Origin of the sequence: Phreatobacter oligotrophus, from assembly GCF_003046185.1 — a bacterium.
Lineage (GTDB): Bacteria > Pseudomonadota > Alphaproteobacteria > Rhizobiales > Phreatobacteraceae > Phreatobacter > Phreatobacter oligotrophus.
On the sequence record NZ_PZZL01000004.1, the window covers coordinates 378036 to 400659 of the forward strand.

At 69.1% G+C, this 22624-nt stretch carries 19 protein-coding genes; 13 read left to right on the plus strand and 6 right to left on the minus strand.

Annotated features, from left to right (window positions below; translation table 11 throughout):
• Positions 1–146: 146 nt before the first annotated feature.
• The 5 genes from C8P69_RS11600 (at position 147) to dprA (ending at position 4950) form a co-directional block, all read left to right on the plus strand.
• On the plus strand, positions 147–803 hold the full coding sequence (locus C8P69_RS11600; protein ID WP_108177232.1) for an alpha/beta hydrolase: 657 nt from the start codon (positions 147–149) through the stop codon (positions 801–803).
• Between the two features lie 46 nt (positions 804–849).
• Positions 850–1800, plus strand: coding sequence for an aspartate carbamoyltransferase catalytic subunit (locus tag C8P69_RS11605; protein ID WP_108177234.1), 951 nt, complete (start codon positions 850–852; stop codon positions 1798–1800).
• A gap of 8 nt (positions 1801–1808) precedes the next feature.
• Positions 1809–3113: a dihydroorotase gene (locus C8P69_RS11610; RefSeq protein WP_108177236.1), complete on the plus strand. Its 1305-nt coding sequence runs from the start codon at positions 1809–1811 to the stop codon at positions 3111–3113.
• A gap of 83 nt (positions 3114–3196) precedes the next feature.
• Positions 3197–3814 (plus strand): glycerol-3-phosphate 1-O-acyltransferase PlsY, encoded by a 618-nt coding sequence (gene plsY, locus C8P69_RS11615; RefSeq protein ID WP_211353815.1) that lies wholly within the window; start codon positions 3197–3199, stop codon positions 3812–3814.
• Positions 3811–4950, plus strand: a complete 1140-nt coding sequence (dprA, locus tag C8P69_RS11620; protein WP_211353816.1) for a DNA-processing protein DprA — start codon at positions 3811–3813, stop codon at positions 4948–4950. The genes plsY and dprA overlap by 4 nt, the downstream gene beginning before the upstream one ends.
• On the opposite strand, the gene C8P69_RS23875 is transcribed toward dprA, so the two are convergent.
• A complete protein-coding gene (locus C8P69_RS23875; RefSeq protein ID WP_170118218.1) occupies positions 4937–5095 on the minus strand; it encodes a hypothetical protein in 159 nt (52 codons plus the stop codon). The two genes, dprA and C8P69_RS23875, sit on opposite strands and share 14 nt — an antisense overlap.
• A gap of 294 nt (positions 5096–5389) precedes the next feature.
• On the opposite strand from C8P69_RS23875, the gene topA reads away from it, so the two are divergent.
• From topA to C8P69_RS11650, 6 genes are all read left to right on the plus strand, one after another.
• On the plus strand, positions 5390–8080 hold the full coding sequence (gene topA, locus C8P69_RS11625) for a type I DNA topoisomerase (protein WP_108177539.1): 2691 nt from the start codon (positions 5390–5392) through the stop codon (positions 8078–8080).
• 129 nt (positions 8081–8209) lie between these two features.
• Positions 8210–10498 (plus strand): ribonuclease R, encoded by a 2289-nt coding sequence (gene rnr / locus C8P69_RS11630; protein ID WP_108177242.1) that lies wholly within the window; start codon positions 8210–8212, stop codon positions 10496–10498.
• Positions 10495–10935 carry a DUF983 domain-containing protein gene (locus C8P69_RS11635; RefSeq protein WP_108177244.1) on the plus strand — a complete coding sequence of 147 codons (441 nt, stop codon included), beginning with the start codon at positions 10495–10497 and terminating at the stop codon, positions 10933–10935. The genes rnr and C8P69_RS11635 overlap by 4 nt, the downstream gene beginning before the upstream one ends.
• Positions 10932–11678 (plus strand): NUDIX hydrolase, encoded by a 747-nt coding sequence (locus tag C8P69_RS11640; protein WP_108177246.1) that lies wholly within the window; start codon positions 10932–10934, stop codon positions 11676–11678. The genes C8P69_RS11635 and C8P69_RS11640 overlap by 4 nt, the downstream gene beginning before the upstream one ends.
• A gap of 92 nt (positions 11679–11770) precedes the next feature.
• A complete protein-coding gene (locus C8P69_RS11645; RefSeq protein ID WP_108177248.1) occupies positions 11771–12703 on the plus strand; it encodes a PepSY-associated TM helix domain-containing protein in 933 nt (310 codons plus the stop codon).
• A gap of 68 nt (positions 12704–12771) precedes the next feature.
• Positions 12772–13941 (plus strand): MFS transporter, encoded by a 1170-nt coding sequence (locus C8P69_RS11650; RefSeq protein ID WP_108177250.1) that lies wholly within the window; start codon positions 12772–12774, stop codon positions 13939–13941.
• A gap of 20 nt (positions 13942–13961) precedes the next feature.
• Here the strand turns inward: C8P69_RS11650 and C8P69_RS11655 are convergent, their stop codons facing one another.
• Positions 13962–16814: an ATP-binding protein gene (locus C8P69_RS11655; protein ID WP_108177252.1), complete on the minus strand. Its 2853-nt coding sequence runs from the start codon at positions 16812–16814 to the stop codon at positions 13962–13964.
• 232 nt (positions 16815–17046) lie between these two features.
• Between C8P69_RS11655 and C8P69_RS11660 the strand changes: the two genes are divergently transcribed.
• Positions 17047–18093, plus strand: coding sequence for an HD domain-containing phosphohydrolase (locus C8P69_RS11660; RefSeq protein WP_108177254.1), 1047 nt, complete (start codon positions 17047–17049; stop codon positions 18091–18093).
• Positions 18094–18162: 69 nt separating this feature from the next.
• Entirely contained in the window at positions 18163–18360 is a 198-nt protein-coding gene (locus C8P69_RS23485; RefSeq protein WP_146167320.1) for a hypothetical protein, read from the plus strand.
• Between the two features lie 4 nt (positions 18361–18364).
• On the opposite strand, the gene C8P69_RS23490 is transcribed toward C8P69_RS23485, so the two are convergent.
• The 4 genes from C8P69_RS23490 to glmU form a co-directional block, all read right to left on the minus strand.
• On the minus strand, positions 18365–18616 hold the full coding sequence (locus C8P69_RS23490) for a hypothetical protein (protein ID WP_146167321.1): 252 nt from the start codon (positions 18614–18616) through the stop codon (positions 18365–18367).
• Complete coding sequence (locus C8P69_RS11665; RefSeq protein WP_108177256.1) at positions 18613–18813, minus strand: hypothetical protein; 201 nt, start codon at positions 18811–18813, stop codon at positions 18613–18615. Before C8P69_RS11665 ends, C8P69_RS23490 begins: the two co-directional genes overlap by 4 nt.
• 74 nt (positions 18814–18887) lie before the next feature.
• A complete protein-coding gene (gene glmS / locus C8P69_RS11670) occupies positions 18888–20714 on the minus strand; it encodes a glutamine--fructose-6-phosphate transaminase (isomerizing) (RefSeq protein ID WP_108177541.1) in 1827 nt (608 codons plus the stop codon).
• 481 nt (positions 20715–21195) lie between these two features.
• Complete coding sequence (glmU, locus tag C8P69_RS11675; RefSeq protein ID WP_108177258.1) at positions 21196–22572, minus strand: bifunctional UDP-N-acetylglucosamine diphosphorylase/glucosamine-1-phosphate N-acetyltransferase GlmU; 1377 nt, start codon at positions 22570–22572, stop codon at positions 21196–21198.
• Positions 22573–22624: the final 52 nt, after the last annotated feature.

Here is a 22624-nt window from a genome sequence, read left to right on the forward strand (position 1 = left end):
GTCCCGCTGCGGAGCCGGCAAGCACGTTTAGAATAATTCTAAAATCTAGAGCCGCCTCGCCGCCCTGTCAAGGACGGGACCATCATCAAAGTGACTTTTTACCGTCAAGTTTGATGTCGTGAAGGGGGCCATGACGAGGATTTCCGATGCCTGAAGTTATCTTCAACGGTCCGGCAGGCCGGATCGAGGGTCGATATCATCCCGCCAAGGTCCGTTCCGCCCCCATTGGCATCGTGCTTCATCCGCACCCGCAGTTCGGCGGGACGATGAACAACCAGATCGTCTACAACTGCTACTATCAGTTCGTGAACCGTGGCTTCTCGGTGCTGCGCTTCAATTTCCGCGGCGTCGGCCGCAGCCAGGGCGCGTTCGACCATGGCGTGGGCGAACTCTCCGATGCCGCCGCGGCGCTCGACTATGCCCAGGCCATCAATCCGGAAGCGCGCACCTGCTGGATCGCCGGCTTCTCTTTCGGCGCCTGGATCGGCATGCAGCTTCTCATGCGCCGTCCCGAGGTCGAGGGCTTCATCTCCATCGCCCCGCCCGCCAACCTCTACGACTTCTCGTTCCTCGCCCCCTGCCCCTCCTCCGGTCTCATCGTCCATGGCGACAAGGACGCGGTGGTGCCGCTGACCTCGGTCCAGGGCCTGGTCGAGAAGCTGAAGACCCAGAAGGGCATCGTCATCGAGCAGCAGGTCGTGCCCGGTGCGAACCACTTCTTCGAGAACGCCATCGACCCGCTGATGGAGGTCGTCGGCAACTATCTCGACAAGCGCCTGGGGAAACAGGACGCTGCGGAGTGACGCGGCGCTTGCGGGGTCGTCCGACTCCGCTTAAAGCCCGGGGCTTATGACGCAAGACCCTTCGTCCTTCGTGCTGAAGCGCCGGCACCTGCTCGGGATCGAGGGGCTTTCCCCCCAGGAAATCACCGGCCTTCTCGATCTCGCCGAGGAATTCGTCACCCTCAACCGGCAGATCGAGAAGAAGCGCACCAGCCTTCGCGGCCGCACCCAGATCAACCTCTTCTTCGAGGCCTCGACACGGACCCAGTCCTCGTTCGAGCTCGCCGGCAAGCGCCTCGGCGCCGACGTCATGAACATGTCGGTCGCCCAGTCCTCCATCAAGAAGGGCGAGACGCTGATCGACACGGCGCTGACCCTCAACGCCATGCACCCGGATATCCTGGTGATGCGCCATGCCGCCTCCGGCGCGGTCGAGCTCCTGTCGAAGAAGGTCGACTGCTCGGTCGTCAATGCCGGCGACGGCACCCATGAGCACCCGACCCAGGCTTTGCTCGACGCGCTGACCATCCGCCGCAACAAGGGCCGCATCGAGCGCCTGACGGTCGCCATCTGTGGCGACATCCTGCATTCGCGCGTCGCCCGGTCGAACATCATCCTGCTCAACCAGATGCAGGCACGGGTGCGCGCCATCGGCCCCTCGACGCTGCTGCCCGCCGCTGCCGAGCGCCTCGGCGTCGAGGTCTTCCGCGACATGAAGGAAGGCCTCAAGGACGTTGATATCGTCATGATGCTGCGCCTCCAGCGCGAGCGCATGAACGGCTCCTTCGTGCCCTCGGTGCAGGAGTACTTCCATTATTACGGGCTCGACGAGGCCAAGCTGCGCTACGCCAAGCCTGACGCGCTGGTGATGCATCCCGGCCCGATGAACCGCGGCGTCGAGATCTCGACGGCGGTGGCGGACGGCGCCCAGTCGCTCATCCGCGAGCAGGTCGAGATGGGCGTCGCCGTGCGCATGGCGGTGCTCGAGGCGCTCGCCCGCAACCTGCCGCACGCGTGAGGGCCGCCATGACCACGAGTTCGCGCCCCCTCCTCCTCGCCGACGCCCTGCTCGTCGATCCGGCCGCCGGCACCGAGACCCGCGGCGGGCTGCTGATCCGCGACGGGGTCATCGCCGACACCGGCCCCCACCTGACCGCTGCCAGCGTCGGCCCGGACGTCGAGGTCCTCGCCTGCGGCGGCAAGGTGCTGGCCCCAGGCCTCGTCGACATGCGCTGCTTCGTCGGCGAGCCCGGCTACGAGTATCGCGAGACCATCGCCTCCGGCACCGCTGCGGCTGCGGCGGGCGGCGTCACCACCATCGTCTGCCAGCCGGCGACCGATCCGGTCATGGACGATCCCGCCATCGTCGACTTCCTGCTGCGCCGCGCCCGCGACACCGGCATCGTCCACGTCCATCCCATGGCGGCGATCACCAAGAAGCTCGCCGGGCGCGAGATGACCGAGTTCGGCCTCTTGCAGGAGGCCGGCGCGGTCGCCTTCACCGACGGCGCCCGCTCGGTCACCGACGCGCTCGTCATGCGCCGCGCCATGACCTATGCGCGCGATTTCGACGCGCTCATCGTCCATCACACCGAGGATCCGGCCCTGGTCGGCGAAGGCGTGATGAACGAGGGCGAGTTCTCCTCCCGCCTCGGGCTCGGCGGCATCCCGGTCGAGGCCGAGACCATCATGCTCGAGCGCGACATGCGCCTGGTGAAGCTCACCGGCGCCCGCTACCACGCTGCCTCCATCACCTGCCGCGACAGCCTCGCCATCATAGCCCGGGCGAAGACGGAAGGCCTGCCGGTGACCGCCTCGGTGACGATCAACCACCTGACGCTCAACGAGAACGACATCGGCAGCTATCGCACCTTCTGCAAGATGTCGCCGCCGCTGCGCACCGAGGATGATCGCCTGGCGCTGGCCGATGCGGTGGCCGACGGCACCATCGACTGCATCGTCTCCGACCACGATCCGCAGGACGTCGAGACCAAGCGCCTGCCCTTCGCCGAGGCCCATCCCGGCGCCGTCGGCGTCGAGACGATGCTGCCGGCGGCCCTGCGCCTCGTCCATGCGGGCCTCGTTTCCCTCCCCGCCCTGTTCCGCGCGCTGTCGACCGCGCCCGCGGCGCTGCTTGGCCTGCCCGGCGGGTCGCTGGCGGTGGGCGAGCCGGCCGACCTTGTCCTCGTCGAGATCGACGAACCCTGGGTCCTCAACCGCGACACGCTGCGCTCTAAGTGCAAGAACTCGCCCTTCGACGAGGCGCGGCTCACCGGGCGCGTGGCTGCCACCTTCGTCGCGGGACGGAAGGTCTTTTCGCTGTCCGCCTGACGGCGGATGCAATTTCTGGCTGCAACCCATGGCCATTTCGCGCTGACCTTTGCTAGCGTGATGGCCGATCCGCGGTGACGACCATGCTCGAAACGGCCCCGCTCGTTCTCATCGGCGCCCTCGCCCTCGGCTACCTGCTGGGCTCGATCCCCTTCGGCCTGGTGCTGACGCGCAGCGCCGGGCTCGGCGACATCCGCGCCATCGGCTCCGGCAATATCGGCGCGACCAATGTCCTGCGCACCGGCAACAAGAAGCTGGCGGCCGCGACCCTGCTCCTCGATGGCCTCAAGGGCACGGTCGCCGTGCTGCTGGCGGCCTGGTTCGGCCCGGTTGCGGCGCTCGCCGCCGGCATCGGCGCCTTCATCGGCCATGTCTTCCCGATCTGGCTCGGCTTCAAGGGCGGCAAGGGCGTCGCCACCTTCCTCGGCGTGCTGCTCGCCATCCACTGGCCGGCCTTCCTCGTATTTGCCGGCCTCTGGCTCGCCGTCGCCTATGCCTTCCGCTATTCCTCGCTCGCGGCCCTCGTGGCGAGTGCCGCAACGCCCGTCGTGCTGCTGCTCATGGGCCGCGGCTGGCCGACCGTCATCGTCTTCGCCGGCCTTGCCGCCCTGCTCATCGCCAAGCACCACCAGAACATCGCCAAGCTCCTCGCCGGCACGGAGAGCCGGATCGGGGAGAAGAGCGCGGCGCCGCCTGCATGATGGGAGGGGGCGACGATCTCTTCGCCCGCCCCACCGCGGCGATCCGCCTGACGGACCGCCAGCGACTCGACTGGCTTCGCCTCTCCCGCTCCGACAATGTCGGACCGCGCACCTTCCGCGAGCTGTTGAACCTCTACGGCAGCGCCGCCGCTGCGCTGGACGCCCTGCCGGAACTTGCCCAGCGCGGCGGCAGCCGCTCCATCCGCATCGCGACCCTCGCCGAAGCCGAGCGCGAGATGGAGCGGGCCCGGGCCTTCGGCGTCAGCTTCGTCGCCCTTGGCGAGCGTGACTATCCCGACCGATTGCGCCGGACGGCCTCTGCCCCGCCGCTGGTGGCGCTGCGCGGCGACCTCGCCTGCCTGCAGCGGCCGATGGTCGCCATCGTCGGCTCGCGCAACGCTTCCATCGCCGGGATCAAGATAGCCGCGATCCTCGCCCGTGGCCTCGGTGAAGCTGGCATGACCGTCGTCTCCGGACTGGCCCGCGGCATCGATGCCGCAGCCCACGAGGCCTCCGCCGCGACCGGCACCGTCGCCGTGCTCGCCGGCGGCCACGACCAGATCTACCCGCCAGAGAACGAACCGCTGCTCGACCTGTTGCTCCCGGCCGGCGCCGCGATCAGCGAGATGCCCATGGGACATGAGCCCCGCGCCCGCGACTTTCCCCGCCGGAACCGCATCATCGCCGGGCTGTCGCTGGGGGTCGTGGTGGTGGAAGCGGCCGAGAAGTCCGGCTCGCTCATCACCGCGCGCATGGCGCTGGAAGAAAACCGCGAGGTCTTCGCGGTCCCCGGCTCGCCGCTCGATCCACGCGCCGGCGGCACCAACCGGCTGCTGAAGCAAGGGGCGACGCTGGTCTCCGAGGTCGATGACATCCTCGCCGTCATCCAGCCCATCCTGTCGCGGCCACCGCCGGAGGACTCCCTCGAGGAAGAGGAGGAAGCCATGGACGGTGCCGACCCCGGCGACAACGGCCGCAGCCGCATCCTCTCGCTGCTCGGCCCTGTCCCTGTCACCCTCGACGATATCGTCCGCGCCTCGGGGCTGCCGGTGGCCGCGGTCCGGGTTGCCCTGCTGGAACTCGACCTTGCCGGGCGGCTGCATCGCGACCCGGCCGGTCGCATCAGCCTGCGCTAGGCGGGACCCTCCCCGTCCGGCGGCGCAGCAGGCGCGCCTGCTCCTCCGCCTCCATGCGGGCCATGTCGGCGAGATAGGCGAGCGTCCTGAACTCGCCGAGCCGGGCGAGCTCGACCATGTCACCGGCGAGACGGGCGATCTGCAAGGCGAGGTCGGCACGGCCTTCGCCAGGCGGCCGCCCCGCAAGGCGCGGTCGTCGTGCAGTTTTCGAAGGCTCACGCCGCGCTGCGCCCACCACATCCTCTCCCCTGCCGGCCGAGGGCGCCGACAACGCAACAACGGTATGTATAAACTTATGGTTGTGTCAACGCATGATGCAAGTTAAACGTGCCAAAGGGCGGCATTTGACTTGCAGCGGCCTTGTGCCCATGTTCCGGCCGGCTTTCGGCAGCGCATCATCGCAGCGCCGACATCATCCAAAGGGCACTGCCGCGTGGGCGTGAACGTCGTCATCGTCGAGTCGCCAGCCAAGGCCAAGACGATCAACAAATATCTGGGGTCGGGCTACGAGGTCGTGGCCTCCTTCGGCCATGTTCGCGACCTGCCGCCGAAAGACGGTTCGGTGGACCCCGATGCCGACTTCGCCATGCTGTGGGAATCTGACGGCCGCGGCGCCAAGCGCATCGCCGAGATCGCCAAGCTGGTGAAGGGCGCGGACAAGCTCATCCTTGCCACCGACCCCGACCGCGAGGGCGAAGCCATTTCCTGGCACCTGCTGGAGGCCCTGCGCGACAAGCGCGTGCTGAAGGACATGCCGGTCGAGCGCGTCACCTTCAACGCCATCACCAAGCAGGCGGTGCAGCAGGCCATGGCGCAGCCGCGCCAGATCGATTCCGCGCTGGTCGAGGCCTATCTCGCCCGCCGCGCCCTCGACTATCTCGTCGGCTTCCGCCTTTCGCCGGTGCTGTGGCGCAAGCTGCCGGGCGCCCGCTCGGCCGGCCGCGTCCAGTCGGTGGCCCTGCGCCTCGTCTGCGAGCGCGAGTCCGAGATCGAGCGCTTCCGCAAGAAGGAATACTGGTCCCTCGTCGCGACGCTGGCGACGCCGCGCGGCGAGACCTTCGAGGCCCGCCTCGTCGGCGCCGATGGCCAGAAGATCCAGCGCCTCGATGTCGGCACCGAGGCCGAGGCCCGCGCCTTCGAGAAGGCGCTCGCCGAGGCCCATTTCGCCGTCACCTCGGTGGAGGCGAAGCCCGCCCGCCGCCACCCCTACGCGCCCTTCACCACCTCGACCCTGCAGCAGGAGGCGAGCCGCAAGCTCGGCTTCGCGCCGAACCGCACCATGCAGGTGGCCCAGCGCCTCTATGAAGGCGTCGATATCGGCGGCGAGACGGTCGGCCTCATCACCTATATGCGAACCGACGGCGTCGATGTGGCGCCTGAGGCGGTCTCGGCCATCCGCGACCTCATCGGCAAGGATTACGGCGCCCGCTACGTGCCGGGCGCGCCGCGCAAATACACCGCCAAGCAGAAGAACGCCCAGGAGGCCCACGAGGCCATCCGCCCGACCGATGTCCGCCGCCACCCGCGCGACGTCGCCAAGGTCCTGGAGCCCGAACAGGCCCGCCTCTACGATCTCATCTGGAAGCGCACCGTCGCCTCGCAGATGGAGAGCGCCGAACTGGAGCGCACCACGGTCGACATCGACGCCACCGTCGGCGGCCTCGGCGCGTCGCTCGGCCGCCGGCTGGAGCTGCGCGCCACCGGCCAGGTCGTGAAGTTCGACGGCTTCCTCGCCCTCTATACCGAGGACCGCGACGACGACGGCGAGGACGAGGACGGCAAGCGCCTGCCCGCCATGACGGTCGGCGAGAAGCTCGCCCGCAAGTCCATCGCCACGACCCAGCACTTCACAGAGCCGCCGCCGCGCTATTCCGAGGCGAGCCTCGTCAAGCGCATGGAAGAGCTCGGCATCGGCCGCCCGTCCACCTATGCCGCGACGCTGCAGACCCTGCAGGACCGCGAATATGTGCGCATCGAGAAGAAGCGCCTCGTCCCCGAGGACAAGGGCCGCCTTGTCATCGCCTTCCTGGAGAACTTCTTCGAGCGCTATGTCGAGTACGGCTTCACCGCGGCGCTGGAGGAGCGGCTCGACCTCGTCTCCAACCACGAACTCGACTGGAAGGCGCTGCTGCGCGACTTCTGGCGCGATTTCGCCGCGGCTCTCGACGAGACCAAGGAACTGCGCGTCTCCGACGTGCTGGCCGCGCTGAACGACAGCCTTGGCCCCCACATCTTCCCCGACAAGGGCGATGGCTCGAACCCGCGAGTCTGCCCGAGCTGTGGCTCCGGCATGCTGTCGCTGAAGCTCGGCAAGTTCGGCGCCTTCATCGGCTGCTCCAACTATCCAGAATGCCGCTTCACCCGCCAGCTCTCCGCTCCGTCCGGCGACGGCGAGACGGACGGCCCGGCGGGCGCCGGCGCCGACGGCACGCGCCGCCTCGGCACCGATCCGGCGACCGGCCTCGAAGTCACCGTCCGCGACGGCCGCTTCGGTCCCTATGTCCAGCTTGGCGAGGGCGAGAAGCCGAAACGCACCTCGCTGCCCAAGGGCATGTCGCCCGGAGGCCTCGACCTCGACCGGGCCGTGGCCCTGCTCGAACTGCCGAAGGAAGTGGCCAAGCACCCCGAGAGCGGCGAGGCGATCCTGGTCGGCATCGGCCGCTATGGCCCCTACGTCCAGCATGGCCGCACCTATGCGAACCTCGAGAAGGACGACGACGTGCTGGCGATCGGCGCCAACCGCGCCATCGACCTCGTCATCGCCAAGGAAAGCGGCGCGAAGTCGCGCTTCGGCCGCGGCGCAGCCCCCGCTGGCCGCGAGATCGGCGAGCATCCGACCCTCGGCGGCCCCGTGACCGTCATGGCCGGCCGCTATGGGCCCTACGTGAAGCACGGCTCGGTCAACGCCACCCTGCCGAAGGGCAAGGATCCCGCCGGCCTGACCATGGAAGAGGCCGTGGCGCTGATCGCCGCCCGCGCCGAGACCGCCGGGTCGGGCAAGAAGCCGGTCCGCGGCAAGGCCGCACCGAAGGCGAAGGCAGCCGCCAAGGAGAAGGCTCCCGCCAAGGCCAAGGCCGCCGGCAAGGCCAAGGCGGCTGCAAAGCCCAAGGCGGCCAAGCCCAAGGATTGAGGGTGCTTCCGCCGCCACGGGCGTTCCGTCCCGGCGGCGGATCGGCTAGTCTGACGCACCGGTGTGACCGCGCCGGCCAGACCCGGATGCCCTTTGCCCCGCCGATCCAAGACTGACGCCCCGCCCCGCATGCCCTCCCGCGAGGAGGTCCTGGCCTTCATCGCCAGCCAGACAGGCCGGGTCGGAAAACGCGAGATTTCCCGCCATTTCGGCCTCCACGGCGCCGACAAGGTGGCGCTGAAGCACCTCCTCAAGGACATCGTCGACGAGGGCCTGGTGGCCAAGGGCCGCGGCAAGCTGGTCAAGCACGGCGCCCTGCCCCAGGTCGTGGTGGTCGACGTCATCACCCGCGATGCCGATGGCGACCTCGTCGGCACGCCGGCGGAATGGGACGAGGAGGAGCACGGTCCGGCGCCCTCCATCCTCATCGCCCTGCCCCACCGGCCCCGCCCCGGCGATCCCATTCCCGGCCTCGGCGACCGCGCCCTGGTTCGTCTGTCCGATGGCGGCGGGCCGAGCGACGATCCCCGCCCCGTCGGGCGGGTGATGAAGATCCTCGACCGCGGCCGCGCCCGCACCATCGGTGTCTTCCGCGCCGTCCCCGGCCATGGCGGCCGGCTGCTGCCCATCGACAAGAAGAATGTCGGCCGCGAACTCGCCATCCCCGAGGAAGCCATCGGCGAGGCCCGCGATGGCGACCTGGTTGCCGTCGACATCGTCCGCACCTCCCGCTTCGGCCCGCCGGTGGCGCGGGTGCGCGAGCGGCTGGGCAACCTCAAGTCGGAACGGGCGGTCTCGCTCATCGCGCTGGAGGTCCACGGCATCCCGCACGTCTTCCGTGCGGACACGCTGGCCGAGGCCGAGCGCGCCGAGCCGGTCGGCCTTGGCCGCCGCGAGGACTGGCGCAAGCTCCCCCTCGTCACCATCGATCCGCCGGACGCCAAGGACCACGACGACGCCGTCCATGCCGAGCCGGACACCTCCGGCGACAATCCCGGCGGCTTCATCCTCACCATCGCCATCGCCGACGTCGCGGCTTACGTGCGGCCGGGCACGGCGCTGGACCGCGAGGCGGCGGTGCGTGGCAATTCCGTCTATTTCCCCGACCGCGTCGTGCCGATGCTGCCCGAGCGCATCTCCAACGACCTGTGCTCGCTGCGCCCGCGCGAGGACCGGCCGGCCATGGCCTGCCGCGTCGTGATCCGCGCCGATGGGCGGCGGAAGTCGCATTCCTTCCACCGCATCATGATGCGGTCCGCCGCCAAGCTCGCCTATGCGCAGGCCCAGGCCGCCATCGACGGGCACACCGACGAGACGACAGAGATGCTGCTGGAGCCGGTGCTGAAGCCGCTCTGGGAGGCCTATGCGGCGCTGAAGCGCGCCCGCGACGACCGCGAGCCGCTCGACCTCGACCTGCCAGAGCGCAAGATTCTCCTGAAACCCGACGGCACGGTGGACCGCGTGGTGGTGCCGCAGCGGCTCGATGCCCACCGGCTGATCGAGGAGATGATGATCCTCGCCAATGTCTGCGCCGCCGAGACGCTGGAGAAGCACCGCACGCCCTGCATGTACCGGATCCATGACGCGCCGAGCATGGAAAAGCTCATGACGCTCAAGGAGTTCCTGAAGAGCGTTGACATCTCCCTGCCCAAGGCGGCGCTGCTGCGGCCCTCCCATTTCAACCAGATCCTCTCCCGCGCCGCGGAGGGCGACAGTGCGGCGGTGGTGAACCAGGTCGTGCTGCGCTCGCAGTCCCAGGCCGAATATTCGCCGGAGAATATCGGCCATTTCGGCCTCGCTCTGCGCCGCTACGCCCATTTCACCTCGCCGATCCGCCGCTATGCCGACCTCATCGTCCATCGCGGCCTGATCAAGGCCCTCGGCCTCGGCCAGGACGGCCTGACGGACGGACAGGCATCCGCCCTGGCCGAGATCGGCGCCGAGATTTCCGCAGCCGAGCGCCGCGCCATGGCGGCCGAGCGGGAGACCATCGACCGGCTGATCGCCGCGCACCTTTCCGAGCGCGTAGGCGACATCTTCGCCGGCCGCATCGCCGGCCTCACCCGCTCCGGCCTCTTCGTGAAGCTCGACGAGACCGGCGCCGACGGATTCGTGCCGGCGGCCACCATCGGCGGTGACTACTACCGTTTCGACGAGGGCCTCCAGGCCCTTGTCGGCACCCGCACCGGCGAGAGCTGGCGCCTTGGCGATCCCGTCACGGTGCGCCTCGTCGAGGCGGCGCCGGTGGCCGGAGCCCTGCGTTTCGAACTGATGAGCGATGGCCGCAGCGATCTTGTGGGATCGCGTCCATCGGCGCACAAGGGCCGCCGGCGCGACGACGGCTTCACCAATGGCCGCCGCGCCCGTCCAGGCGACAAGCCCGCCAAGCCCCCGTGGAAGAAGAAAGGACGCCGATGACCGTCCAGATCCTCACCGCCCCGCCGGCCGTCGAACCGGCCCGTCCCACCCGCGACCTGTGGACCGCCGTGCGCCGCGGCCTGATGTGCCGCTGCCCAGCCTGCGGCGAGGGCCGTCTCTTCACCTCCTACCTGAAGGTCGCGCCCTCCTGCGAGCGCTGCGGCGAGGAAATGCACCATCACCGCGCCGACGACGCGCCGCCCTACCTGACCATCATGGTGGTCGGCCATGTCATCGTGCCGATGCTGATGTGGCTGGAGCTCGCCTATGAGCCGGCGCTGTGGATCCACTTCGTCCTCTGGCTGCCGCTCACCCTCGCCATGTCCCTCCTTTTGCTGCCTCCCCTCAAGGGCGTCGTCGTGGGATACCAGTGGGCCATGCGCATGCATGGCTTCGACGAACTGAGCGACGAATACCAGCAGGGACGGACGACGTGACAGACAAGGGGACCGCTCTCGCCGAGCGCCTGACCAAGACCGAGCGCGAGCAGCGCTGGGCCAACCAGAAGCCGGTGGACGCGGCGACGCTGATCCTCATCGACCGTTCGGGCAAGAAGCCCAAGGTGCTGATGGGCAAGCGCCGCGACGACCTGAAGTTCATGCCCGGCAAGTTCGTCTTCCCCGGCGGCCGCCGCGATCCCGACGACCGCGCCATGCCGGTCTTCGGCGCCCTCAGCGATCTCATCCAGGCGCGCCTGATGGCCAGGGTCCAGCGTCCGTCCATGTCGCGCGCCCGCTCCCTGGCGCTTACCGCCATCCGCGAGACCTGCGAGGAAACGGGACTCATGCTCGGCACCCGCGAGGCCGGCAAGCCGGAGACCGTGCCGAAGGGCTGGGAAGCCTTTGCCGAGCACGGCATCTTCCCGAACCTCGAATCCCTGCATTTCGTCGCCCGGGCCATCACCCCTCCGCGGCGGCCTAAGCGTTTCGACACCCGCTTCTTCGCCTGCGATGCCGACCATGTCATGCACAAGATCGAAGGCGTCGTCGGCCCCCATGCCGAGCTGACCGAGCTCAAGTGGCTGACCCTCGAGGAGGCCCTGCACGAGGACCTGCCGACCATCACCACCGTGGTGCTCGAGGAGCTCGGCGACCGCATCGCCAAGGGCTTCTCGCCGCTCCTGCCGGTGCCCTTCTATTTCATGGTCCGGAAGGAATTCCGCCGCGAGATCATCGATTGAGCGTCACCGGCTCGTGATTTGAGGCAGGCCAAAGCGGCAGCCTAGAAGGTTCGACAGGGAAGAGCGGCCCATTGCCGCGACGGGGACTTCTCATGATCAAGCCTTGGCTGCTGCGCCTCCATCGCTGGCTGACGCTCGCCTTCGCCGTGCCGCTGGCGGCGATCGTCCTGTCCGGCCTCGTGCTGTCGGTCGAGCCGGCGGCGCAGGTGGTGGCGGCCCAGCCGGGCAGCCTGACGGCGGACAGGGTCATTGCCCTCCTCGCCCAGCACGATCCCGAGGGCAAGGCGCGGTCCCTCTCCTACCGCGCCTATGAGAACCGCCTGTCCATCGGCGGCGTGCGCCCCGACGATACGATCGATGTCGACACGGTCACCGGCCGCGAGCTGACCGAGGACGGCACGCTCTCGAACCTCTTCTATTATTCCCGCGTCCTCCACGAGGCGCTGCTTCTGGACCTCGGCTGGCTCGTCCAGCTCTCGACCGGCGCCATGATCGTGCTGATGCTCCTCGGCATCGCCATGGGCTGGCCCCGCTTCGCCAACACCGTGTCCGGCTGGCACAAGGGCGTCGCCTGGGTCCTGCTGCCCCTCCTCGTCCTCAGCCCCCTCACCGGCCTGTTCCTCGCCTGGGGGATCAGCTTCACCAGCCCGCCGCCTGCGGGCCCCCGCGGGGCTCCGGTTCCCATGGTCGAGGCGGTCCGCAAGCTCGGCGAGGCCCATGACCTGTCGAACCTCGTCTGGATCCGCGGCCGCGGCGGGCGGCTCCTCGCCCGCATCGTCGAGGGCGGTGAGTTCCGCGTCTATGCCGTCGGCGAGCAAGGCCTCACCGCAACCTCGCGCAACTGGGTGCGGCTCTTCCACGAGGGCAATTTCGCCGGCATCTGGTCGGCGCTGATGAATGTCGTCATCTCGCTGGCTCTGGCCGGCCTGATGGTGACCGGGCTGGTCATCTGGGCGCGCCGGCGCTTCCGCAAGCGCCGTCCGAGACCGGCGCGGACGATGGCACCGGCGGTCACAACGGGCTGATCACCAGCCTGCGCGCTTGTCATCGGGGCGTCTTCCCTCCATGGGAGGCGTCCCCTCGAAAGCGCCCCATGAGCATCGCCCAGCCCCACGCCGACCAGTTCTCCCGCCCGCAGGTCCTGTCGCTCGCCGCGGCGATCTCCTGCGTGGTGACGGTTGGCATCGGCCTGTCGCTGTCCATCCCGCTCTTGTCCTTCGCCCTCGACGCCAAGGGCGCCTCCCGCACCCTCATCGGCCTCAACACCGCCATGCCCGGCGCGGCGACCCTGGTCTGTGCGCCGTTCATCTCCGGCTGGGCCCGCCGCTTCGGCATGGCGCAGACGCTGGCCGCAGCGATCCTGGTGGCGGCGGTGAGCCTGCTTGCCTTCAATGCCGTGACGCCGATCTGGGCCTGGTTTCCCATCCGCTTCGCCCTCGGGGCGGCGCTGACGGTCCTCTTCGTCCTCTCGGAATACTGGATCAACGCGGCCGCGCCCGAGAAGCGCCGCGGCCTCGTCCTCGGGGTCTATGCCACCGCCCTCTCGCTCGGCTTCGCTCTCGGCCCGCTGGTCCTCGGCCTGCTCGGCACCACCGGCTGGGCGCCCTATCTGGCGGGGGCTGCGATCCTGCTCCTGTCCGGCATCCCCATCGCGATCGCCGGCGGCCGCGCCCCACCGATCGAGGACAAGCCCAGCGCCGGGTTCCTGTCCTTCTTCTGGCTCGTGCCCTCGGCGACCCTCGCCGCCCTCGTCTTTGGCGCGGCGGAGACCTCGTCCATCGCGCTGCTGCCGCTCTACGGCACGGCGATCGGGCTTGAGACCTCGGCGGCCATCGGCCTGGTCTCCGCCTTCGTGCTCGGCAACGTGCTCTTCCAGATCCCGATGGGGATCATCGCCGACCGCACGGACCGCCGCCTCGTCCTGCTCTTCTGCGGCATGTCCGGCGTCATCGGCATGGGCGCCCTAACCCTCTGCACCCTGCCGCCCGCCGGCATCTACATCCTGCTGATGATCCTCGGCGGCCTCGTCGCCGGCCTCTACACGGTCGGCCTTGCCCATCTCGGCAGCCGCTTCCGGGGCGCTGATCTTGCGCAGGCCAACGCCGCATTCGTCGTCTTCTATTCGGTCGGGCTCATCATCGGCCCGCCGCTCGGCGGGGCCGGCATGGACCTCTGGCCGCCGCATGGCCTGCCAGCGACGCTGGCGGCCATGTTCTTGATCTATGTCGCCGTCGTCACTGCGCGCATGGCCCGCCGCGGCTGACACAAGGTCGCGGGCGGCCGTCAGGCGGCGTGGGCGAGGTCGCGCTCCTCCGCCGCCAGATGGGCTTCCACCCGCGCGATGAAGGCGTCGAGGCCCTCGGGCTTGACGAGCTCGGCTGCCGGGCGCGCGGCCAGAGCGGCGATGCCGGCATGGCCGAGATTGCCCGCCGACCCCTTGAGCTGGTGCAGGAGGCCGCCCAGCGCGGCGACGTCGCCGGCAGCTCCCGCGAGGCGGATATCGGCGAGTTGCCGGCGCGATTCCGCAACGAACAGGGCGATCAGCTCGCGCGATGCCTCGGGGCCGATCTCGTCGAACAGGGCCCGCCGCGCCGAATGATCGATGCCGCCGGAGGTCGAGGCCGTCGCGGCTGCCGCAGGGGTAGGCCGGGCGAGATCGCCGAAGGCCCGCTCCAGCTTCTCGCGCGTCACCGGCTTGGCCAGGAACTCGTCCATGCCGGCATCGAGGCAGGCCTGGCGGTCCGAGGCGAAGGCGTTGGCGGTTAGGCCGATGATGGCCGTGTCGCGGTTGGGGCCGTTGCCGGCGCGCAGCGCCCGCGTCGTCTGGGTTCCGTCCATCACCGGCATCTGCATGTCCATGACGATGACGTCGAAGGGCGTGCGGGCGCAGAGGTCCAGCGCGATGCCGCCATGTTCGGCAACCGTCACGTCGTGGCCCATGGCGGTGAGCAGCAGGGTCGCCACCTGCTGGTTCACCGGGTTGTCCTCGACGATGAGGACCTTCAGGCGCGAGGGAAGCTGGCTGCGCGTCGCGCGCTCCACCGCGGGGGCGGCCTCGGCAACCTCGCGGGCCGGCACGTCGAACCAGAAGATGGACCCCTTGCCGAGGTCGCTCTCCACGCCGATCTCGCCGCCCATGGCCTCCACAATGCGCTTGCAGATGGCGAGGCCGAGGCCCGTGCCGCCAAACCGCCGGGTGATCGAGGCATCGACCTGCGAGAATTCCTTGAACAGCCGGTCGCGGGTGTCCTGCGAGATGCCGATGCCGGAGTCGACAACCGAGAAACGCAGTGCCGGCCGGCCGCTGGCCATGAGGCGCGTCGCGACCGAGACCACCACGCCGCCGGTGAGCGTGAACTTCACGGCATTGCCGACGAGGTTGATGAGCACCTGTCGGATGCGCGTGCCGTCCGCCTCGATATGGTCGGGCACGTCATCGGCGACCACGAGGTCGACGCTGAGCCCCTTCTCCGTCGCGCGCGGGCCGAGCATCTCCTTCACCGAGGTGGCGAGGCCGCGCACATCCACCGCCGAGCGCTCTAGCGTGACAGCGCCGGAATCCAACTTGGAATAGTCCAGCACGTCGTTGACGATATCGAGCAGCGCCTCGCCGCAGCCGGTAATGGTCTTCAAGTAGCCCCGCTGCTCGGCCGAGAGTTCGGTGGCATCGAGGATCGAGGACATGCCGATGATGCCGTTGAGCGGCGTGCGGATCTCGTGGCTCATGGTGGCGAGGAAGGCGGTGCGGACCTGCGAGGCCTTCTCGGCCGTGTCGCGGGCATCGCGCAGGGCCTGCTCGGACCGCCGGCGCTCCGTGACGTCGGTGTAGGTCTGGACGAAACCGCCACCGGGCAGGTGCCGGGTGCAGATCTCCAGCACGACGCCGTCACGGCGCCGGTGCTCGCGCACGGACAGGAGGTCCGGATCGGCCTCCACACCACCGTGGATGTCGACGACGATCTCTTCTCCCACCCGCTTCTCGTGGGCGAGCAACTGCGTCAGCTGGAAGCCGGCCCGGGTGAAGGTCTCCGGCAGGCCGAGAAGGGTCAGGGCGTTCTGGTTGACGACCGCGACCTGGCCCTGGGCGTCCACCATGAGGATGCCCTGGGCCATGTTGTTGAGCGTGAGGTCCAGTTCGCGCGTCGCGGCCTTGGCGGCAGCCCGGCTGCGCGTCAGCTGCGCCAGGGCCTCGCCGAAGCGCCGCCAATAGGCGATGCCCAGCAGGATGACCGCGAGCACGCCGACCGACAGGCCCGTGGCCAGCAGGCGCGTCTGGGCCTTGAGTTCAAGCCGCCGGGTCCGGGCATCGATGTCGTCGACGCGCACCACGACGATCAGCGGCCAGTCCGACACGGCCCGATAGGCGGTGACCCGGTCCGTCTCGGCGCCCTCGCCGTTCTCCGTCCATTGGTCGCGCGACAGGGCACGGCGCAGGCCCGTCATGTCACCGAACGGCGCGCCGAGCGTCTCCCGCGACAGGCCGGCCATGGCGCGCACCGCTCCGTCGCGTCCGACGACGGTGATGCCGCCGCCCTTGCCGAGGTCGATCTGTTCGTAGAAGCGCGAGAGATAGTAGGGGTCGAGCGAGGCGACGAGCACGCCGCGGAACGTGCCGTTCTCGTCGGTGATGCGGCGCGTCAGCTGGATCGACCAGCGCCCCGAGGCCCGGCCGAGGACCGGCTTGCTGATGAACAGCGTGTCGCTGGTGGAATCGACATGGACGCGGAAATGCTCGCGGTCGCTGAGGTCGACCCGCGGCGTCGCGCCGGCGGTGGTGGTCGATTCCATCCGCCCATCGGGGCCGATGATGGTGAACTGCAGCGCCAGGTCCTTGAAGCTGTACTGGTTCTTCACCCAGGCGCCGAGGTCGAAGCGAGCGGGATCGCGCAGGTAATCCTGGCGGATGAACTTGATAGTGTTGTCGGTTTCGGTGATCGCGCCGCGGATATGCTCCTGGAACAGACGCGCATAGTTCTGGGCGGTCTGCGTCGCGATGCGCTGGGCAAAGGCCCGCTCCTGCCGGATGTCGGCTTCGACGGCCGTCCAGATCAGCGCGATGACGGCGAGACCAAGGAAGGTGGCCAGCAGGATGATGTGGCGCACCGAGCGTTGGGCGCTGACCTGGAAATGTGCCATGGCGGGAAGATCCTGTAGCCGATGTCCCGCGGACGCTCTCACGCGCCCCCTTCCGATGCGTAAATTTTGCGCGCATCTGGCCGCATCTTGCTGATGGCACTAACGAACTCTTGTCAGCCCCCCACCTCCTGCAGCGGCATTGGATGAGCACTTCGTTCACTCGGGCCGTTTAGTCTGCTTGTGCTGGAGGCTCGTCGGCCGCATGGTTGGACGGCAACGTGGAATCGCGCCCATGACCGTGATGATCGTCGACGATGCGGAGACGAACCTGCTCGTCGTCAAATCCCTGGTCGATGCCTGCGGAATTGCCGGGGCGACGACCTTCAAGAGCCCGATCGAGGCCCTCGACCAACTCGACACCCTCAAGCCAGCGCTCATCCTCGTCGACTACATGATGCCGGAGCTCGACGGCATCGCCTTCATCCGCGAGGTCCGGGCCCGCTCCCATTTCAACGACACGCCGGTGGTCATGGTGACGACCAGCGACCAGCGTTCGGTGCGCCTGGAAGCGCTCTATGCCGGGGCGACCGATTTCATCCTCAAGCCCATCGATCCCGCCGAGTTCAAGGCCCGCGTGCGCAATCTCATGCAGCTCGCCGAGGCGCAGACCAAGCTGAAGGACCAGGCCGCCTGGCTGTCGCAGGAGGTCCACAAGGCGCTCGAGGTCGCGCGCGGACGCGAGGCCGAAATCGTCACCCGCCTCCCCCGCGCCGCCGAATTGCGCGATCCCGAGACGGGCCAGCACCTCGAGCGCATGTCCCGCTATTCCGAGAAGATCGCCCGCGCCATGGGCCTCGACAACGAGTTCTGCGAGCGGCTGCGCATTGCCGCGCCCATGCACGACATCGGCAAGATCGGCATTCCCGACTCCATCCTGCTGAAGGAAGGACCGCTCACGCCCGCCGAGCGGCAGGAGATGCAGAAGCACGCCCAGCGCGGCGGCGAGATCCTCGAACGCTCGACCTCCGAGCTGATCCGCCTCGCCGGCGAGATCGCCATCTCCCACCATGAGCGCTGGGACGGCTCGGGCTATCCGTTTCGGCTGTCCGGCGAGGAGATCCCGCTGGCCGGCCGCATCACCGCCCTGGCCGACGTCTTCGATGCCCTGACCTCGGTGCGCCCCTACAAGGCCGCGTGGACGCCGGACGAGGCGCGGTCCTATATCCTCGCCGAGCGCGGCCGCCATTTCGACCCGGCCTGCGTCGACGCCATGATGACGGCCTGGGACGACATCCTCGCCATCCACGCCGAACGCGCCGACCTGGTGCTGGCCGACTGAGATCTGCTGACAACCTGCTGACACGATCTGGCAACAAGATGGCTACAGTGGCGGCATGGAGGATGACCCATGGCCCAGTCTGCAGCATCGACATTGATCGCCATCGACGAGGAAGTGGAAGCCGTGCTCGCGGAGTTCGACGGTGACCCGCGCCGCGCCATCCGTGCCCTGCTCGACGACATCGCCGCGCTGGCGGAGGACCAGCCCGCGCCGCTCTTCGACATGATCGGCTTCGGCGCTTCGGCCGACACCACCGACCGCGATTGAGGCGTCAGGCTGGCCCCGCCCGTGTCGATCCATCCGACAGGGCGGGTGGCGCGGCCGGCGCCTCCTCGGTGCCCGGATCGGCGCGGTCCCTGATGGTGTCGAGCGGGATCTGCCGCTCGTCGTGCTGGCCGGGCGGCGGCAAGCCGTGGTCGACATCGGCCTGAGCCGGGCCAGGAGCCTCGTCGGCACCGGGCTGGCCGGGACGCCGGGCCGGATCCTCCGGCTCGCCGGTGCTTCGAGTTGAGAGCGACGTCACCGCTCGCCCTCGGGCTTGTCGGCCCAGTCCTTGCCGAGGTCCTCGGGCGCCTCGGGCGCTGGCATGTCGGGCCGCGGCGTCAGCGGCACGGCCTCCGCCGGCCCACCGGGCGCGGCCTCGGGCGCGTCACGGACGGCCTCGACCGTGCCGTCAGACGCCACCAGGAAATTGATCTCTGCGGGGTCTACAAGGGCCATGGCGGCACCTCCTCACGGAGGCAACGCCATCGATGGCCGCGCTGTTCCCGGGCGAGCCGCCGCGGCGGCCGCCCTCACTCCACCGTGACGCTCTTGGCGAGGTTGCGCGGCTGGTCCACGTCCGTGCCCATCTCCACCGCCGTGTGATAGGCGATGAGCTGGATCGGCACCGAATAGACGATCGGCGCAATGGTCGCCGGCACGTCCGGCATGACGATGGTGGCCACCGTCTCGACCTCGGCATGCTCGGCGCCCTTCTCGTCGGTGACGAGGATGATCTGGCCGCCGCGCGCCGCCACTTCCTGCATGTTCGAGACGGTCTTCTCGTACACCTTGTCGAAGGGCGCGATGACGATGACCGGCATGGTCTCGTCGATGAGCGCAATGGGCCCGTGCTTCAGCTCGCCAGCCGCATAGCCCTCGGCATGGATGTAGGAGAGCTCCTTGAGCTTCAGCGCGCCTTCCATGGCGATGGGATAGGAGGTGCCGCGGCCGAGATAGAGCACGTCGCGCGCCTTCGACAGGCCCTTGGCGATGCTGGCAATGTGGTCTTCCTGCTTCAGCGCCTCGTTCATGTAGCGCGGCGCCTCCATCATGGCGCGGACCAGCGCATCCTCGTCGGCCCCCGAGATGAAGCCGCGGGCCTTGCCGGCAGCGATGGCGAGCGAGGCCAGGACGGCAAGCTGGCAGGTAAAGGCCTTGGTCGAGGCGACGCCGATCTCAGGGCCCGCCAGCGTCGGCATGACGATGTGGCTCTCACGGGCGATGGTCGAGGTCGGCACGTTGACGACCGCGAGGACGTGCTGGCCGTTCTCCTTGGCGTAGCGGAGCGAGGCGAGCGTATCGGCCGTCTCGCCGGACTGGGAGACAACGATCATCAGTCCGCCCGGCACCATCGGCGTCTCGCGGTAGCGGAACTCCGAGGCGATATCGATGTCGACCTGGATGCGGGCGAAGCGCTCGAACCAGTATTTGGCGGTGAGGCCCGCGAGATAGGCGGTGCCGCAGGCTGCAATCGAGATGCGCGGCAGCGCCGCCCAGTCGAACGGAAGCTCGGCCGGCAGGCGCACCTTGCCATTGGCCATGTCGAGATAATGAGCGGTCGTCCGGGCGACGACCTCCGGCTGCTCGTAGATTTCCTTGAGCATGAAGTGCTTGTGGTTGCCCTTGTCGACCAGGAAGGCGGTGGCCGACGAGCGGATCACCGGCCGCTGCACCACATGGCCGGCCTCGTCGCGGATCTCCACGGAGTTGCGGTCGAGGATCGCCCAGTCGCCCTCTTCGAGATAGGCGACAGCGGAGGTGAAGGGGGCGAGCGCGATGGCGTCGGAGCCGAGATACATCTCGCCATCGCCATAGCCGACGGCCAGCGGCGAGCCCTTGCGGGCGCCGATCAGGAGGTTGTCATTGCCCTCGAAGACGAAGGCGAGCGCGAAGGCGCCGCGCAGCCGCGGCAGCGCCGCGCCGACCGCCTCGACCGGGCTCTTGCCGGCCTTCATCTCCTGGCCGACGAGGTGGGCGACGGTCTCGCTGTCGGTCTGGGTCGAGAAGACGACACCCTTGGCCTCGAGCTCATGCCGCAGCTCGCGGAAATTCTCGATGATGCCGTTGTGCACGACGGCGACGCCGTCCGAGGCATGCGGATGGGCGTTGGTCTCGGTCGGGGCGCCATGCGTCGCCCAGCGGGTATGGCCGATGCCGATCGTGCCGTGGAGCGGCGCCTTGGCGAGGGCCGCCTCGAGGTTCTTCAGCTTGCCCTCGGCGCGGCAGCGGGTGAGCACGCCATTTTCCAGCGTCGCGACACCGGCGGAGTCATAGCCGCGATATTCGAGACGCTTGAGGCTGTCGACGAGCTGGCCCGCGACGGGCTCCTTGCCGAGAATGCCGATGATCCCGCACATGAAGGTCTGCTCCAAATCGGTCGTGGCGGGCACAGGTCCCGTCCGAATCCGGCCCTTGATAGGCCGAAACACCCCAAGGCGGGTTTAACGGCGGCGGCATCGCAGTGCGAAATGAATTGCTGTGACGTTGTGAGACAGGGTGGCGGGAGGCGACCCTCCGCCCGTCGACGCGGGCCGGTCGGTCTGCAGAGCCTCCGCCGTCATGCCCGCCCTTGTGGCGGGCATCCACGACTTGACCACTGACCTTCGAGGAATTCGTGGATGCCCGGGCCAGGCCCGGGCATGACGGACAGGGCGGAGATTGCCCGACGGCGACGTGTCGAACGCTGCCGCCATGATGAGGGGGATGTGCGTGGCGGGAAGACGTCAGCGGGACCACTTCGCGTCTTCCCCCGAGGTGCAGGTCTCTCCCTCCCTCATCCTGAGGTGCGAGCGACAGCGAGCCTCGAAGGACGCACTTGGGTCGTGCAACCCACGGCCCTCACCCCTTCCCCTTTTCCTTCGCCTTGCGGGCCGCGCGGCGCTCCTTGTTCAGGCGGATGCGCTCCGCCCCTCGCCCGGGAAGGGCTGCCTGCTTCGCCCGGCCGAAGACCAGCGCCCCGTCCTTGGCGTCGAGCGTGATGGTCGAGCCTGCCGCGACCAGCACTTCGTCGCCGATGGTCAGCGGCGCGACGAGCGTCGAATTCGACCCGACGAACACGTCCCGGCCGATGACGGTCGGATGCTTGTCCGCCCCATCGAAATTGCAGGTAATCGTGCCGGCGCCAATGTTCGTGCCCTCGCCGATGGTGGCATCGCCAAGATAGGCGAGGTGGTTGGCCTCGGCCTTCGCAGCGATGGTCGTGCGGTTCACCTCGACGAAATTGCCGATATGGACCTTCTCGCCGATGCGGCTCTTCGGCCGGATGCGCGCGAATGGGCCGATGATCGCGCCCGGGGCGACCGCGCAGCCCGCCAGATGCGAATAGGCGCGGATCGTCACGTCGTCGGCGATGGTGACGCCGGGCCCGAAGACCACATGCGGCTCCAGCATCACGTCACGGCCGAGCACCGTGTCATAGGCGAGGAAGACCGTCTCGGGCGCGACCATGGTGACGCCGCCGCGCATCGCCGCGACCCGCAGGCGCCCCTGGGCGATGGCCTCGACCTCGGCGAGCTGGACCCGGTCATTGACCCCCCTCACCTCCTCCTCGGGCGCCAGCACCACGGCCGTCGCAAGGCCCGCGGCGCGGGCCAGCGCCACGGCGTCGGTGAGGTAGTACTCGCCCTTGGCATTGGCATTGCCGATGCGCTCCAGCAGCGCGAGCGCCCCGGCGCCGCGCAGCGCCATCAGGCCACCGTTGCAGAGCGTGATGGCGCGCTGGGCCTCGCTCGCATCCTTCTCCTCGACGATGGCGGCGAGCGCGCCGCCTTCCATCACGAGCCGGCCATAGCCGAAGGCATCGGCGGCCTCGAAGCCGAGGACGGCGACCGCCGCACCATCGGCCAGCGCCGCCCGGAGGCGCGCGAAGGTCGCGGGCGTCACCAGCGGCGTATCGCCGAAGGCGACGATGACGTCATCGAAGCCGCGGGCGATGACCTCGCGGGCGTGGAGCACCGCATGGGCGGTGCCGAGCCGGTCGCGCTGCACGTGGATCGAGGCGTCGGGAACATGCCGGCGCACCTCGGCGGCGACATCCTCACGGTCCGGACCCATGATGACGGAGGCTGCCGTGCCGCCGGCGGCGGCAACGGCGCGCAGCACGTGGCCGACCATGGACAGGCCGGCAATCTCGTGCAGGACCTTCGGCCGGGCCGACTTCATCCGCGTGCCCTCGCCGGCGGCAAGGACGATGGAGAGGCAGGTGCGCTCGGTCATGGGTCGGGTCCGATTCGGGCAGGCAGCGACAGTCTAGCCGATGCCGGCGGCG